The following is a 17,178-nucleotide window of genomic DNA, read 5'->3' on the forward strand; positions in this document are numbered from 1 at the left end:
GTGATTCGGGAATCAAATCAGTTTTTAGGTCTCGCCCCATCCCCCAAGATTGGTGCTCACCTAGCCAGTTATCAGGCACGTTACTCTACCCCCCTTAGTAGAATTTCCTGATTCTAAATATATAGTAAATCACGCTTACCAATTTAGCGTGAAAAACGACTTGTGAACTTTTTGAGGGAACACAGTGTTTTGAAACGCAAAACCAGTGATGAACCCTGACAATTCGGCATTTAAAGCACTTGTTGTCTGATTAAGCATATTATACACCCTGCTAAACTATTTGTTTGCTAAACTTACCATCTTGTCAAATTATAAGACTCATAAGTTCAAAATGGTAAGTTTTCTTTCCAAATTAGTGTTGGGGCTGAAGTAGTATGACGTCACAGATCTAAATAAAAAAGGAGCGCCACCGTAGTCGCGTTCCTCTCACTCCATGATTTATTTCAAATATTGACTCGTGTACTTCGACAATGACAGGTTCTTCTTGTCGGCCTGTTGCATCGCTACCCGCACGTCCTGATCACTCATGGCGCTGGCGTTACCGCCCGCGGAATCAATGGTCTTCCGGGCACTCGCAATCTGTTGAGCCGTGATGGTCTTGCCATCCAGTTCCTTTTGACTCTGGGTCACCGTGTATTCATTGCTCCCAGAGTAATTCTTCGCCGCCTGCTTCTCAGAAGACGTCAGTGACGCACTGGAACTGCTGGTGGTTGTGGCCGAACTACTTGCGGCCGTTGACGATGAGGCCGCCGATGCCGCCGAACTGGTCTCGCTAGTCTGGCCGGCGTTGTTGGCCTTCCGTAAGGCTAACGCTTGATCGTAGAGGTCCTTGTAGTAGCTCTGACGGAACTTCGCGTTATTAAAGAGTTCATCCAACGTCGTGTTCGACTGCCCATAGTTCAACGCCTTATTTTCACCCTGCGCCTTACTCAAGATCTGCTTGAACTGTTTAACGTTGGCCTTAATACCCTTGACCTGCTTGTAGCGGTCCTTAGCCCGCGTCACAAGCACTGCCGAACCATTCTTCGTCTTCTTAACGGCCGCATAGTGCGTCTCTGCCGCGCTGAAATGACGAGCCTCTAAGGCGTCTTCACCGTCCACGTAACGCTGCGTTTGGGTTAAGTAACGCTGCGCCGTCTTATCGTTTAGCCGCCGCTTAAGCGCATTTTGGAAATAGCTCTCGGCTTGTGTGTAATGTTTACTTTTAATGGCAGTACGCCCGTTGGCCATTGCCGCTTGGTACTCTTTGGCTGTCGCGTGATGATTTGAATACGCGTAACCACCAATCAGCAGTGCCACAACGATTGTTGCCACGACCCATACCCATTTTTTCAAAGTGAAAGACCTCCGCTGGTTAATTATGGTTATATTATACCATGCCTGTTCGGCGAAACGGTGGATTTTACAGGACCAAGTCAGCCAAAGAAAATGTTAAGCGTTTTCATTAAGAGCTCCCCCTTACGTTTTGGGGGACGATAGGCGTATAATGGCATGGTAATTTTGTTTCTTCACGTGTTTATTACTATATGAAGAAACCGGAAAGGACCCATGACATGCTTGAAAAAACTTTCTACAAAACGTTTCTGAGCCACACCTTTAACATCCCCGTCCGCGTCAACTATTGGGACGGTACCAGCGATGTATACGGGACCGGCACTCCTGACGTCACCATCACCATTCACGAGGCCATCCCGGTTAAGGAAATCTCCCGCAACGCGTCCATCGCGCTGGGAGAAGCCATCATGGACGGTAAGATTGAGATTGATGGGAGTATCGAAGACCTGCTGACGGCGGCTTACGAGAACGCCGATAGCTTCTTCCACAACTCCAAGTTCATCCACTTCCTGCCTAAACAAAAACATACTGAAAAAGAAAGTAAGGAAGACGTCCAAAACCACTACGATATTGGGAATAACTTCTATCAACTCTGGTTGGATGACACCATGACTTACTCCTGTGCCTACTTCGAAACCCCTGAGGACGATCTGTACACGGCACAAGTCAACAAGGTTCATCACATCATCAAGAAGCTCAACCCGAAGCCGGGTAACACCTTACTCGACATCGGATGTGGCTGGGGTACCCTAATGTTAACGGCAGCCAAGGAATACGGCCTGCACGTAACGGGAATTACCCTGAGTCAGGAACAATACGACTACGTTAACCAACGGATTCAAGACGAAGGCTTAGCCGATGTTGCCGAAGTTCGTTTGGAAGACTACCGTGAGCTAGGTAACGAAACCTGGGATTACATCACGTCTGTGGGGATGTTCGAGCACGTGGGCCAAGAAAACTTGGGCCAATACTTCGACTGCGTCCAGAAATACCTGACCAATGACGGGGTGGCCTTAATCCACGGGATCACTCGGCAACAAGGCGGCGCCAACAACGGCTGGTTGAACAAGTGGATCTTCCCCGGTGGTTACGTCCCTGGGTTGATTGAAAACACCACCCACATCATCGAGAGCGGTCTGCAAATTGATGATATGGAACCTCTCCGGCGGCACTACCAAAAGACGGTCGAAATCTGGGACAAGAACTTCAACGAACACCGTGACGAAGTTGCCCAGATGTTTGACGATAAATTCGTGCGGATGTGGGATCTTTATCTCCAAGCTTGCGCGGCATCGTTCAAATCTGGTAATATTGACGTGATTCAGTATTTGATTTCGAAGGGCCCTTCAGCCCGGATGTTACCAATGACACGGGACTACATGTATGATGGTTCCCATGAACACGTTGAAGTAACGGACTAATTCAAATCTTCAGGTGACCGCGGATCATCTGATTTAAAAAGCCACCACACTAGGATTGATCACCCAGTGTGGTGGCTTTTTTGATTATTTTTCGATTAATATTGGCGCTACAAATGCCGGTACGAATGGATTTAAACCAGACTATCGCGTAAACCTTTGTCGGTGATTTTCATCTCCGCTTTTCCCGGAGTAGCGACCATGATATAGTTGGTCTACCAGCGAAATGTTGGTGAATCGGGCAAAACTAACACCAAAAACAGTGCTCCTAAAAAAGGACCTTGCTAACCGGCAAGGTCCCACTCATTTGTAAATTTTGTCACGCCATGAACATCGATAAGATGAAGACGCCAATCAGGCCCACGATCACCGAGATGGCCATCGAACGGGTACGATACGCCACAATAATGACCACGACCGCTGCCAGCATTTCCGAATACTTGTCCAACAACAATGCATAGCTCGCACTATCAATGAAGATATCCTTCACCACTAGCGCCGTAAACAGTGATACCGGCACGAACTTCATCCATTCGTTAAACCATTCCGGAATCGCCCGCTTGGTGAACAACATCAGCGGGAAGAAACGCGGGATAAAGGCCACAATAAAGCCTAAGATAATTAGCCAAAAATGTTGCGTACTGTTCCACGTATTAACTGCGTTCATATAGCTCTCCCTGTGTCCTAATTAGCATCCGAATGCTCCACGGCTTCCTTCTTGGACCCCGGACTACGCAAACGCCACAGCCAATGACTGTCGGGTAATTTCTTGCGGAGCGTGGCTTCCAAGCCGAAACCAATCAATGAAGCAATAATTGTCGAAATAACCAACCCTAACGTGCTCTTGGTCAACATCATGCAGACTGCCGCGAGCACTCCTGAAATCAGGCAAATGACGATCGTCAGGCGGTTCTTGATCTGCATGACAATCATGTACAAGAACAACGCCGTCAGCGCAAAGTTCACGATACTGAGGTCAATCTTCAAGGCACTGCCAATCAGACTCCCAACAACGTTACTAGCCGCCCAGAATAGCAAAGAATAATGCTCCACCATCAGAGCTTCTCTGCCCGTCCACTTTTTATCAGTGGCAAATTTCAAGTAGTTAATGGCGTAATTTTCATCGTTTAACGAAACCGCGAACATGAACAAGAAGCGGTTAGATGAGCCCTTTAAGTATGGCGATAAACTCGAACTCAGTAATGCATACCGTAATTCCAGGAAAAACAGCATCAAAACAATTGATAGTAATCGGGAATTAATAGTCAACATCGTGGCAATTAAAAATTGTGCCCCACCGGAAAAGATCAACAAAGAAACCAATCCAGTCAGTAAGGTATTGAACCCTGCCGCGTGTAGCAAAATCCCACAAGCCAGCCCAATTGGTATGTAACTTAAATTAAGGGGCATGGCTACCCGCAGTGTCGACCGCCATAAGGGTTCATTGGGGTCCGGCACTTGCTTGGGGTTTGGCCGTCGTTTATTCAAGAATGTTTGCCTCCGTCGAATACTCTGAGATATGAAGCAACCTAACGGGTTCCCCCGTTATGCATAAAACCACACGATGATATTTTAACATGTTTCACGTCATTTTCATATAACATATACAATATTTATCAAGGATTAGCCCGTATGGCACCCGGTTTGATGCGTCGTTTGTGAAAATACTGGGCAAGTTTTCATCACTTATCATTCCATTAGAAATGGTGGCCATACACCTCGAGATCCGCCGCAAAGCCGTGCATATCCGCAATCGCTGGTAAATGGCCCCAGTGTGCGTAACCCGCCTTTTCGAACAAGTGGCGACTCGCCCGATTGTGGCCGAAGATCCGTGAGATCACGGTGGTCACCCCTAATTGTGGCGCCTGTTGGGCGATAAAGTCGACCGCCCGGGTTCCCAGGTGCTGACCCTGATGATGAGCGTCCAAATAAAGCGCCACCTCGGCTGTCTGACGGTATCCCGCACGGTCACTGTAGGGTTCTAACCCCACGAAGCCCGCCGCCTCACCGTCGCTCTCAATCACCCACAGTGGAAAATGATCCGGCGTGAAAGCTGCGAACCACGGTTGACGTTGCGCAACCGTTACGGGCGTTAAATCGGCAGTACTCCCCTTGGTAGCCACCGCTTGGTTATAAATGGCAATGATGGCCGCCTGATCATTGACCCCGGCCATTCGAAATTTTACGGACATCGCGTCTCCTCTTTTCTCTCGTCTGCCCTTATTATACGCGAAAAGTGCCGTGAAACCAGAGGCTTCACGGCACAGGAATAGACAAAGCGTGAATTTAATTTTTCTTGCTAAAGTTCGCGAGCACGCTCCAGTCCCCAGCTGAAAATGCTTATCGCCATTAAACTAGTCATTACCGTCACCTGCGGCTGCCAGAGATTCCGGCGCTGTGGGGACCGTCTGCGGCTTGAGAAGTGGTCCTCCGGCTCGGTTTGAAGCCTAGCAAAATTCGCCAGTCTCCAAACACGTCCCGCGCTGTAAGCTGACTTGAAACGTCAGCTAACACCGCTGTCACGGCTACCTCCATCTCTGGCTACCTCCGCAATGGTTGAGCGCACGGTGACATCGCTGGCGCAACAGCGTGCGGCTAGCTTTAATTGATTACCCCTCATGCAGCCGTGAGTGAGTCAAATTTGCTCTCAGCCGTGGAATTTTCCAAGTATTCTATCTTGGAAAATGGCGTCTTTGAGACGCGGGCTGACCGCTCTTTGGCTTGGCCCGTCCTACCCACCGCGATCCAGACCAAATTTGGCAAACGGCAAGGCGACCAGTACGCGACTAGCCTATTATCATGGATGGCATTCTTGTCATACTACGGATTCTAGCTATTTTATAACTTTCAACCTTTAGTTATAACGTCAAAACTTTACAAAAAAAGAGAAACACAACATTCACGTTGCATTTCTCTTCAGACGTTATATTTTATGAATGAGCATTCGTGTTCGGATCCTCAACCGCTTGTAACTTTTGGTTGTCATCCAATTGCGAGATTCCCATTAGATGCTTCTTTTGTAACCAAGCCATCGTTGGCCAGAGCAGCGCTAAACCAAGAATGGTAAAGAGTGCTAAGACCCATAAGGCTTGACCAACCATGCCGGACATCCCCGACGTAATGGCTTGCCGGAATCCAAGGATCGAGTAAGTCATTGGTAGGAATGGGTGGACAACGTTGTAGAAGTGGTTCGTTACTTCCATTGGGAACGTCCCACCGGAACCCCCAAGTTGAAGCATCAGAAGAACCATGGCGATGAATCGTCCTGGGTTATCCAATAACATTGACAGGAACATGACGATAAACATCGACGCCTCGGCGAAGAAGATCGAGATCAGAATCATCTGACCTGGATGGTCGACCGTTAAGCCCCCTAGCATCATCAATGTTGGTTCAATCAGCCCCATGGCCAGTCCTTCGACCGCCCCGATGGAGACCTTACTCAAGTACCAGCTGGTAGCTGTCCCGCCCTCGCGAGAAACCTTCCGAATTGGGAAAGCAAAGTTGAAGACCAAGGCCCCAACATACAAGGCAACGGACAACACGTAAGGTGCTAAGGCGTGCCCGTAGTTTGGCACGTAACTGTAGCTTTCATGCTTCAGCTTCGTTGGTGCGGCAAACATGTCGGCCGTCTTACTGGTCAACGGTTGTGCCTGAATCTGATCGGCCCCACTCTTCAGTGACTTGGCTAACGTGCCATTGCCATCGGAAAGCTTCTTGGCGCCTTGCATCAGCTGGTTACTGTTATCATCCAACTGCTGCGAACCGTTAGCCAACTGGTTAACCCCACTGGTCAGCGTTGGCACCTTGCTGTTCAGCGTGTTCAAGCCAGACGTTAATTGGCCAGAACCGTTTATGAGTTGTGCGGATGAACTGGTTAACTTGTTGCCGGCTGCGGTTAACTGCGGCGTATTAGCGTTGAGCTTGTTGCCAGCAGCGGTCAACTTACCCGTGTTAGCGCTCAGTTGACTACCAGCAGAATTAAGCTTGCCAGTGTTGGCATTCAGCTGGTTTACCCCGGAGGCTGCAGTCTGTAACCCAGAATTCAACTGACTTGCACCTGAATTAACCTTATTGGAGCCAGACTTCAACGTTGCGCCATTCTTGGCCAGCTTGGCAGTGCCATCCATAATCTTCGTGATACCATCAGTCAATGTAGGAACTTGGCTATTCAATTGAGATAATCCCGTATTCAGAGTCGTTGACCCAGCAAATGCTTTATCAACACCAGACGTATAATCATTGACACCACTAGTTAATTGGTTGACGCCAGCCGTCAAGCTAGTACCTGTCGCTGGGTTAACTGCTGCATTTAACTGTTGAACACCTTCCGCAAACGTCGTTAACTGACCCGTTGTGCCAGAAAGATTCATATCAGCCAACTGAGTCACAATTGTGTTCAATCCATCATAAACACCTGCTGTTGCCTTTTGAACGCCAGCAGTTAATGTTACCAATTCTGCACTAGCCTTGCTGTCTTTACTTGCTGAGCTCGTACTATCAGCAGAAGATGATTGTGTAGAAATCTTGCTAGTTGCATCGTTCGCCGCGATTGCCTCCTTAGCTAATTCATCAGCCAAAGATTCTTTGGTCGAGCTATCACTTGCTGCTTGCACACTAGCAGCAGTTTTAGCTGCAGCCGCTGCAGCCGTCTTTGCCGCGGTAGTCCCACTATCAGAAGTCTCGCCAGAAGAATCTGTCCCAGTGCTTTCTCCGGAACCTGTAGTACTTTCACTCGCGGCTAAATCTTTAGCTTGATTAGCAAGATCATCAGCCGTTTTAGCATCTTCAGCCACCTGGTTAAGACCCGTCTGTAAAGCAGTGACCGATGCCGTCAAGCCAGGATCATCAGCCGTTCCATTGCCATTAATAGACTGAATAACTTGATCCGCCCCAGCACCCAACGTTTTAACACTACTTGACAACGTAGCGGCTTGTTGGGCCAACGCAGCGGCACCTGTCGTCAATTCGCCAGACTTACCACTCAAAGTAGAGAGTCCAGAATTCAACGATTGGCTACCATCCGCTAGCTTAGTAACCCCACTAGCCAAAGAAGTCGATCCGCTGCCTAAAGTCTTCACACCAGTATTCAAGGTATAGACGCCATCAACGTATTGATAAGTCCCGTCTTTCAAATCACTGGCACCTTTAGCCAGTTGTGACGTACCAGCAGTCAGTTTAGGCATACCCGCACTCAACTGGCTAACACCACCAGTAAATTGGTTAACCCCATTTATATACTGGCCAGTTCCACTGGTAAATTGGTTGACCCCATTGGCGTATTGGCCAACACCGCTCGTATACTGATTAACCCCACTAGCATACTGGCCAACACCGCTGGTATACTTCGCCAGTCCGCTTTGTAGCGTCTGCGAACCGTTCGACAACTTCTGAATCCCCGTTGCCAATGGCTTGACGGACGTCTTCATTTCTTGCAGACCATTATTTAACGTGTGAACCCCAGTCGTGTAGGTGTTCAGACCATCCGTTAAGGTAACCGTCCCATCCTTCAACTTCGCGGAACCCTTAGCGGCCTTGTCCATCCCCTGACCGACAGCGTAAATCTGCTTGAACGTGGCTTGGGCATAGGCCTTCGTCACCTTAGCGCGGATTTGACTGTCCAACTTGGATGAGCCCACTTCACTCATGACCTGAGCAATGTAGTTCGCAGAGCCGTTGGTTTTGTAGGTGAACGTCATCTTCTTGGGATGCTTGTTCAGCGCCGTCGCGGCATTAGCCGAGAAGTTCTTCGGGATCGTAATCACCGTGTAGTACTTGTGGTGCTTCAACCCATCGGCCGCCGTCTTAGCGGACACGAACTTCCACCCCAATTGGTGGTTTTTCTTCAAATTGGTGATCGTTTGATCCCCAACATTTAGTTTCTGCCCCTGATAGGTCACGGGCTTATCCTGATTAACCACCGCAACGGGTAGTTCGCCGGTTTCCCCATACGGGTCCCAAACCGACTTCAGAAAGAAGATACTGTAGAGGAATGGAATAAACATAATGGCAAGAACGGAGATTAAAATCAACCGATTATGCCGAATGTAATTCCATTCACCTTTAATCATATTCACAAATGCCAACTCCCTTTATCCTCAAAAATCTTTAAAATTGCGCGTTTTCAGCTAATAATAAAAGTATCTTCGCACATTAATACTTGACTTGTCAAAAAAGCAACACGCCATCGACAATTCTTAGAAATCGTCACCAATTCGATCACACCGGCATTTCGGCGTTCTCAAACATTATAAATTAAATTTCACGACCATGACTTCACCATCGATAAATCCCAGTATAGTGGTCTAACCACGCCGTCGCCTTGACTGAAATCAACTCGCCCGTTATCCGCCAAATTCTCACGGTCGAACCACAATTTTTCCATTTAAAAAGTCGCCCACCCTACGGCAAGCGACTTCCATTAATCTTAACTTTAGAACAAGGCAACGACTGCTCGCCAAGCGCGGACAAAGATGTTGGCTTTCTCCACGGATCGGGTCACCGTCAATGGCACCTTCACCGTCTTGGTGTTACCCAAGAAGCCCAATTGGTCGCCCTTCAGCGAAACGTTGGCCGTTCCAATCGTGGTGTTCTTGGCGACTGGAGCTTCCAATTCACCCTTCTGACTGTACTTCGCCTTCAACTGCGGTTTAGCCGAAATGTTGCTGGCAACCTGATCGTTTCGAATCCAGAGCTTAACGTCTTGACCCAACGCCGTCCTAGCCGTCTTGGCCTTGGCGTCGTGCGTCGTGATGGTCTTCGCCCCCGTCAACTGGTCGCCGGCCTTGTAACTCACCGTCTTAAAGTTGTTGTAGACGTAAGACATCATCTTCTGCGTTTGTTGGAAACGCGAGGCGTCGGTCTCCGACTTGTGTGCGGCGTGCAAGACGACCGTCACGATTCGGTTGTTATCGTTGTTGGCGGTCCCGGTAAAGTTGGCACCAGCCGCATCGGACGTCCCGGTCTTCAAACCATCCACGTGCAGCTTCGAGTAAGCGGCGGAAAGGCCCTTCAACATCCAATTCCAGTTTTCCATCTTGGTTGCATCGTTAGTCCCCTTCTCAAACCACATCTTCTTGATGCTCGTGGTCTTTAAGACTTCGGGGTACTTGTTCAACAGCGCAACGGCTAATTTGGCCTGGTCGGCGGCGGACCATTCATTTTCCGCTGAACCCTTCACGTTGTTGTAGCCAAGGTTGCCGACCTGCTTGTTGGTCAACCCACAGGCGTTATAAATCTTCACGTCCGTCATGCCCAATTTCTTGGCCTGAGCTTTCATCTGGGTGACAAAGGCGTGCGGTGATCCCGCCACGGCGCTTCCCAACGCTTCCACGGCACCGTTGGCCGAATAAATCAGTGAGGCCTGGTACAAGGCTTTAACCGTATACTTGTGACCGGCGCGCAACGGCACGTTGGATAAGTTCGTGTTCTGAGCGACCTTGGCAATATCCTTACTAATCGTAATCTTTTGATCCCACTTCAGCTTACCGGAGTGGATGGCGTCGAGCACCATGTAGATCGACAACAACTTAGTCATCGAGGCCACCGGTAACGTCTGGTCCGCGTTCTTACTGTAGAGAATCTGTCCCGTCTTGGCGTCGACCGCAATCCCCGCCTTGGCCTTCAAATTCACGGTGGTACTGGTACTACTGGTTGCGGCGTGGGCCGTCACCGGTGCACTTAAACTACTAAACCCGCCAGTGACCAGCGTTACCGCCGTCACCAGGCCAATCAACATTTGCCGTAATCGTTTCATCATTAGAATCAAAACTCCTCTGTCTTATGTAAGGCCAAAATGGCCGTTAATGCTACTCACTTATTTTAAATCTATTACTGTCCCGGTGTCTTCAGTCGTTGGGGAATCTCGAGGGGCTGGTCGTGCTTGACCGGCAAATGAATCACAAAGCTGGTCAACGCATCGTCCGACTCCACGTAGATGTAGCCACCGTGTAAGGCGACAATACTCTGGGCAATCGCCAAGCCCAGCCCGGTACCGCCCGTTTCCTTGGACCGGGATTCCTCGACACGGTAAAACCGCTCAAAGATCATGTTCAGCGATTCCTTGGGGATCTTCGGCCCATCGTTGGTGACCCGCACCTCCAGCTCCGAAGCGCTGAGTTGCTTGGCCACCAGATTGATGTGCTTCCCCCCATCGCCGTATTTCACGGCGTTAGATACCAGATTGTTAAAGACCCGCACCAATTTCTCAGGGTCGGCCTCCATCATCATGGTCTCCGACGAATTCTCCGCGCCAATCGTCATGCCCTTCTTCTGGGCCTCCAGCTCGAAGCTGGCACCCAACTGCTCCAGCATGGCAGCCAAATTAATACTGGTCAGGCTCAATGGCGTATCCGTCTGCCGCACCTTGGTGTACTCAAAGAGGTCGTCCACCAGTGATTTCATCTGTTTAGACTTCAAAAATGCCGTGTGCGTGTACTTGAGGAGGTCGCCCTCACTGTGGTACTGCTTATCCTCAATCAGTCCCAGATAGCCAATAATCGACGTTAACGGCGTCCGAATATCGTGGCTAACGTTGGTAATCAGTTCGTCCTTGGACTTCTCAATCGCCCGCTCTTCATTCATGGAATTAATCACGGAGTCGACCAGTGCGTTCACGGAATCCACGACCCGCTGCACGTCACCACTAACTCGAAACGGAATCCGGTGGTCAAAGTGACCGTTGGCAATGTAATGCAGCTCGTCGATGATGTGACGCAACTGCATTTGCCGGTAACGCCGAATCAGCCGCCACCAGACGACTAACGCGTCGGCCACCAGCATCAGGCCAATGAACAGGTTCTCCCAGCTCCACAACTGAAAGTGGTTGGGACCCAAGACGACCGAACGTTTGATAATGAAGATACCATCCCGCAAGCCGGGATTACTCTCGATGGCCTGCACAATTAGCACCAACAACGCCAGATTCAGCATCAGCAGGAGAATGACGGTGACGACCCCTTCCATGAATAACGCACTCTTCTCGCGCGTGGTCAGCTTCATGGTCGTGCCCCCTGCTTATTAAAATAATTGTTCCGTGGTTTCATGTTGTGCTCCTACTCTTCTGGTGACGCCTTTCTTAATGCGATTCAATCTTGTAGCCCACGCCCCAGACGGTTTGAATGACCTTCTCGCCGTTGGTGGCGTCTTCGATCTTATCCCGCAAGTGACTCACGTGAACCATGACGGTCTTGGCCGACACGATGCTTTCCTGCCGCCAGACCCGTTCAAAGATTTCATCCGCCGAAAAGACCCGATTGGGATGGCTGGCCAGCAGGTAAAGAATCCCGAATTCCAGCGCCGTCAACGACACCGTCTTACCGGCAATCGTCTTAACTTCGTGGGAATCCTTGTTGATGGTCAACGTCCCGATATCTAAGATGTCGGGACTATCGTCGGTCACTTGGTCCTGACTCCGCCGCAGTAGCGACTTGACCCGGGCCATGACTTCCAACGGGTTAAATGGCTTGGTGACGTAATCATCGGCACCGGAAATCAACCCCTGAATCTTATCCATATCCCCGGTCTTGGCCGACAGAATCAGAATCGGAATCTGGGAATCCTTCCGCACTTCCTTCATGACTTCAATCCCACTCATCTCGGGCATCATGATGTCCAAAATCATCAGCGCGATGTCTGGCGTGGTGTGTAGCTTGGTCAACGCTTCCTTGCCGTTGTAGGCGGTCAAGGGTTCGTAACCTTCATTTTTAATGTAGATTTCGAGTAATTGTGCAATTTCTTTATCATCATCGACAACTAAAATTTTCATGTGGGTTGTTCTCCTTTTTCTGCTAGGGTAAATCACTAGCGGTCCTGCCCCGTGGCTTTACGTCTATTTTAACAAATAACGCCAGCGAGACGACCGGAAAACCCGAACCTTTAGCCGGGCGTAAGGCACTTAACCATTCCTTAATCTTACACTATTTGCCCCGTGACCGCCAACTTGAAGGTTAACGGGGGCTTAACTTTCTTTTGAGGTGAAGGCAGGCTGGTGGGAGCTGGCCGCCTTGCCGTTCGCACAGGATGAGCTGGAACGCGGTGGGCAGGACGGCTCAAGCCTGAGGGAGCGGTCTTGGGCCTCGCTGGGAACCACCAAAACTCGGTGTTTCCCAGTCGCCATTATCTAACCGGCTATCGCCGCTAAGATAATCCCACGGCTGAGCTCATCCTGTGCTTCACTCTCGGCTACGATCGTCGCCCTTGTCAACACGTGTTGAGTCCCCAGAGAACCTTTGTCCCGACAGTAAAGCCATGCAAAATCTACAAGACCCCACGATTAAATCACATATCTGTCGGCGAAAGTCACTAATAATCCATCATACCCGACTTGGACTAGCCCGTGGCAACGACTGCAAAATTAACCAGCAATCTTTCGATAGCTGAAGGAACTCTGATCACCTGGTGTCATAGCTTAAGCGACCACCTCGTGCTGACCCTGTGGGGTTAAACCCACCGTCCGTTTAATCCAAAAAGAGACCGGCGCCCCCCCGCTTAAAGCGAATGAGGCGCTAGTCTCCAAAATTTCAGGATCGTTTATTTGTAGTTAGGTGCGGCCTTCGTGATTTGAACATCGTGCGGGTGAGATTCGATCAACCCGGCGTTGGAAATCCGCACGAATTGCGCGTTGTCAATCAGGCTTTGGATGTTGGCACTGCCCGTGTAGCCCATCCCCGAACGTAAGCCACCGACCATTTGGAAGAGAATGTCGTTGACACTACCCTTGTATTCCACGCGGGCTTCGATTCCTTCCGGCACCAGCTTGTTGGCTTCGTTAACGCCGCCTTGGAAGTAGCGGTCGGCAGACCCGTGGGACATGGAAGCTAGACTCCCCATCCCTCGGTAGGTCTTGTACTTCTTGCCGCCGTCTTCGATGATGTCGCCAGGGGCTTCGTCGGTCCCGGACAGCATGGAGCCAAACATCACGGCGTTGCCACCAGCGGCCAAGGCCTTGACGATATCGCCGGAGTACTTGATCCCCCCGTCGGCGATGATCGGCTTGCCAAATTCACGCGCAACGTTAGCGGCATCGTAAATGGCGGTGATCTGGGGAACACCCACACCGGCAACCACCCGCGTCGTGCAGATCGAGCCAGGGCCAATCCCCACTTTAACCACGTCAACGCCGGCTTCGAACAGCGCCCGCGTGCCTTCACCAGTTGCCACGTTCCCGGCAATCAACGTTGCGTCGGGGAATTGTTGGCGAATCTCGCCAACTTTACGGAGCACACCGGCTGAATGGCCGTGCGCCGTATCAATGATGATGGCGTCGGCACCGGCCTTAAGCAAGGCGCCAGCCCGGTCAAACGTGTCGGACGTCACACCCACGGCCGCAGCCACCAGCAAGTGGTTGTTGGCGTCAACCGCGGCGTGCGGATATTGTGTCGCGTCATTTTCGATGGCTTTCACATCAGCCACCATCTTGGCTTGCGCTTCAGCACTCATGTTCTTGTGGATGACCCCTAGCCCACCGTTGCGGGCCATGGTCGTGGCCATCGTGGTCTCCGTGACCGTATCCATGGAGGCACTCAGGAAGGGAACGTTCAACTTCAAGTTTGGTGCCAATTGGACACTCAGATCAACTTCATTCGGCAAGACGTGACTCTCTGCGGGTATTAACAAAACATCATCAAATGTGATTCCTTCTTTAGCAAACTTCGTGTCCCAATTAGACATAGTTGATATCGCTCCTCTTTAATTTAGTCTCAGGCTCGGTTAGGAATCCTGGGAGATATTGTTTCTAAATTTACCAGTCTAGGCCACTCAGGTCAAGGACTCTCATCGAACTATTATTGTAGAATTAGCTCGACTGGGTAAATTAACGAGCGACTGAATAACTTGAAACTAAATTAATCTAGCGGGTATCAACATTGCTATTGCAACCCGCGCGTTCTACTTACGTTGGTACAGCCAGTAGGTCACATTGACGCCCTCAAAGACCTGAGTATGCTGGGCCACACAACGGTAGTGGCGGGTCAATACCCGGCTTAATTTGGCCGTTCCGGGATTGAGATTACCACTGGTAATGCGGCCACTACCGCCCTGCCACTGCTTCACCGACTTACCGGCCGGCGTGTTGAGTACGACCCACTCGACCTGATGCCGCTGAATCACAGCGCGCTGGGACTGAAGAATCTGGGGCGCTGCACTCTGGGGAATGTTGTAGTTCTGGAAGAAGTAGGTCGTCGGCACCGCCCCGGACGCCGTGTAGAAGCCCATGTCGATCGAGCCATAGTTGAGGAGGGTCAACCGCGTACCAGCCGGCGTGTCTCGCCGCATTTGTCGGCCAAAGTCGACTTGCGCCGGTTGTTGGGGCCGTTTCGTCTGTCGCTCCGTAATCGAAGTATTGTTGGGAAAGACCTTCGAGCTGGTCACGTTGTTGTTGACGCCGAGCACCAGAAATAGACTGAACAGTAAGGTCGCCAGAATGGGAAAGGTCGCTTCCGAATCCGTTTGCGGTAGCGGGACGCGGCGGAAGAACAGCTGACAGAAGTAAATGAACGGGAGCACGAAGAAGCCGAAGTAAATCAACTGGTAGTACTGGTAGACCGACCCGGCTTGATACCCATAGAGTGCCAGAAGGTCACAGCCCAAGGCACTAGCTAGATACAGGCCACGGCCGAAGCGACTATGGAAGATGTCCGGTTGAAAAATGACTACCAGTGTCCCCACAATCCCCAAGGCAAAGAACAGGACGTTATCCCAGTAGAACTGCGAGACCAGCGTCACGGACTGAACCAGATTGGCAAAGGCGGCCACGGACGAGGTCAGGTAGACCTTGGTATTAAACAGAATATAAACGTTGATGAACGCCTTCAAGGCGCCAGTCATCAGAAAGTAAATCAGCCACGGCAACGTCGTCAGAAGAAAGCCCCCGGCGCTCCACCCCACGACGCGGCCCAGTAGCCGCCACTGCCGCTTGACCAGTAGTCGACCCACGACCACCAGATAAAAGGCGATCCAAGCCCCGAGCAGCGTGTATTTCGAGAGAAAAACGATACCCACTATAGCGCCCTGCGCGAAGAACCACCAGTGGCTGACCTTAAACTGGCGTCGGTCCAGTAATACCATCAAATAAATCAAGGAAAGCAACAGCGGCAACGTGAAGAACTCCACGGTATCCCCGTAATCGTAGTACGGATGGTAGAGAAACAGGAGCGGCGAGAGCAAGGCCGTCAGCAACGCGGGGAGCTGCTTGGCCCGCAGTAGCTTGGCCAATTTATAGACCAAAAACATGGCGGCCGTGACCGTGGCAATCTCATAGACGAAGATCAGCAGAAAGCTACGGGACGAGACCAGGTAGGCCAAACCGTGCAGGAAGTACACGTACGGCCCCTTCTGCTCGAAGATATCTTTATACGGAACGATCCCGTTCATCATGGCCTTGCCCACCGTGAAGAAGGCGTTGTTGTCCGGCGACGTGTCGAAGTAAAAGGCCGGGGACGTATAGGAGCAGAAGGTCATGATGAACGCCCCCACAATGGCCAGCAGCCCCAACGACTGACCGTCTGGACTTTTGAGTTTTGAATGAATTCGCTTCAACATCGTGACCCCTCCTCATTTATTCGGTGAACAACCAATCTGAGCGGATAAGAAAAGACGTGGTTACCCACGTCTTTTCTGGCGGCACTTGTCGCTGGATGATTTCGTTTTACTGGGTCAGCAACAGCAGCGCTCAGTCGCCGTGCTATCGTCAGCCTGGTATTTCCTGACTGACGACTTCAGTCTACCAAGTTAGCCCCGTTGCTGAACAGCTATCACATTCTATTTGTAAATGCGGTAGCTAATCTCGTAAGGACAGTATCCCTTTTGATGAACATCAAACCGGAAGTACTTGCCACCCTTATCGAGCTTTTCGGCTTGCTTCTTAGTCAAGCGCACATCAAAGCGGCCGTTCTTGTCCACCTTGAACTTCTTGACTTCCTGACCCTTACGGTTGAAGAGTTCCACTTCGTCACCCTTCTTGCTCTTCTGGAACAGGATGACCCGACTGTCCTTACGGTAGTGTAAACGACCCCGCATCTTCTTGTCGGCAGCCAAACTCTTTGCCTTCTTAATCCGCTTCTTGGCGACTCGCTTCATGATCTTAGCGGACTTCTTCGGTGCCCGCCGACTCATGGTTCCGGTGAACCCACCGACATCGCTGGCGCCAGTATCATCGCCGGTATAGTTGCCAATCGCTGGATTGCCCGCGTCACTCGCATCACTGGCGGCATTAGCATCACTGGCATCACTGGCATCGCTAGCGGCATTGGCGGCACTACTCCCCGTTGCTGGCGCGACCTCACCGCTGCTGGCATTATCGCTACTCCCACTGGCAGCATCGGCGGCATTCCCGTCGGCGTTAGCACCGGTCGCAACAGCTCCAGCAGCAAACAGCGCAGCAACTAACCCTAATACGTATCCAAAGACTTTTTTCATAAAAAAATCC

At 50.7% G+C, this 17,178-nt stretch carries 12 protein-coding genes; 1 reads left to right on the forward strand and 11 read right to left on the reverse strand.

The features are described 5' to 3' along the window. Positions 1 to 438 precede the first annotated feature (438 nt). A complete protein-coding gene (locus KB236_08215; GenBank protein ID UIF28527.1) occupies positions 439 to 1,335 on the reverse strand; it encodes a hypothetical protein in 897 nt (298 codons plus the stop codon). A gap of 218 nt (positions 1,336 to 1,553) precedes the next feature. Between KB236_08215 and KB236_08220 the strand changes: the two genes are divergently transcribed. Further along, entirely contained in the window at positions 1,554 to 2,756 is a 1,203-nt protein-coding gene (locus KB236_08220; GenBank protein ID UIF28528.1) for a cyclopropane-fatty-acyl-phospholipid synthase family protein, read from the forward strand. Positions 2,757 to 3,072: 316 nt separating this feature from the next. Here KB236_08220 and KB236_08225 read toward each other — a convergent pair whose 3' ends face one another. From KB236_08225 to KB236_08270, 10 genes are all read right to left on the reverse strand, one after another. Continuing rightward, positions 3,073 to 3,420 carry an AzlD domain-containing protein gene (locus tag KB236_08225; protein ID UIF28529.1) on the reverse strand — a complete coding sequence of 116 codons (348 nt, stop codon included), beginning with the start codon at positions 3,418 to 3,420 and terminating at the stop codon, positions 3,073 to 3,075. A 17-nt stretch (positions 3,421 to 3,437) separates the two neighbouring features. After that, positions 3,438 to 4,241: an AzlC family ABC transporter permease gene (locus KB236_08230; GenBank protein UIF28530.1), complete on the reverse strand. Its 804-nt coding sequence runs from the start codon at positions 4,239 to 4,241 to the stop codon at positions 3,438 to 3,440. A gap of 209 nt (positions 4,242 to 4,450) precedes the next feature. Further along, a complete protein-coding gene (locus KB236_08235; protein ID UIF28531.1) occupies positions 4,451 to 4,945 on the reverse strand; it encodes a GNAT family N-acetyltransferase in 495 nt (164 codons plus the stop codon). 738 nt (positions 4,946 to 5,683) lie between these two features. Further along, positions 5,684 to 8,830 carry a YhgE/Pip domain-containing protein gene (locus KB236_08240; protein ID UIF28532.1) on the reverse strand — a complete coding sequence of 1,049 codons (3,147 nt, stop codon included), beginning with the start codon at positions 8,828 to 8,830 and terminating at the stop codon, positions 5,684 to 5,686. 356 nt (positions 8,831 to 9,186) lie between these two features. Continuing rightward, on the reverse strand, positions 9,187 to 10,509 hold the full coding sequence (locus KB236_08245) for a D-alanyl-D-alanine carboxypeptidase (GenBank protein UIF30328.1): 1,323 nt from the start codon (positions 10,507 to 10,509) through the stop codon (positions 9,187 to 9,189). Between the two features lie 74 nt (positions 10,510 to 10,583). Beyond that, positions 10,584 to 11,753, reverse strand: a complete 1,170-nt coding sequence (locus tag KB236_08250; protein UIF28533.1) for a HAMP domain-containing histidine kinase — start codon at positions 11,751 to 11,753, stop codon at positions 10,584 to 10,586. Positions 11,754 to 11,829: 76 nt separating this feature from the next. Beyond that, the gene (locus KB236_08255; protein UIF28534.1) at positions 11,830 to 12,519 is read right to left on the reverse strand and encodes a response regulator transcription factor; all 690 of its coding nucleotides are present in this window, start codon (positions 12,517 to 12,519) and stop codon (positions 11,830 to 11,832) included. 764 nt (positions 12,520 to 13,283) lie between these two features. Next, positions 13,284 to 14,423, reverse strand: coding sequence for an IMP dehydrogenase (locus KB236_08260; protein ID UIF28535.1), 1,140 nt, complete (start codon positions 14,421 to 14,423; stop codon positions 13,284 to 13,286). Between the two features lie 216 nt (positions 14,424 to 14,639). Then, positions 14,640 to 16,292 (reverse strand): teichoic acid glycosyl transferase, encoded by a 1,653-nt coding sequence (locus tag KB236_08265; protein UIF28536.1) that lies wholly within the window; start codon positions 16,290 to 16,292, stop codon positions 14,640 to 14,642. Positions 16,293 to 16,511: 219 nt separating this feature from the next. Further along, complete coding sequence (locus KB236_08270) at positions 16,512 to 17,168, reverse strand: hypothetical protein (GenBank protein ID UIF28537.1); 657 nt, start codon at positions 17,166 to 17,168, stop codon at positions 16,512 to 16,514. Positions 17,169 to 17,178 lie beyond the last annotated feature (10 nt).

Source organism: Levilactobacillus brevis, assembly GCA_021383565.1.
GTDB lineage: Bacteria > Bacillota > Bacilli > Lactobacillales > Lactobacillaceae > Levilactobacillus > Levilactobacillus brevis_B.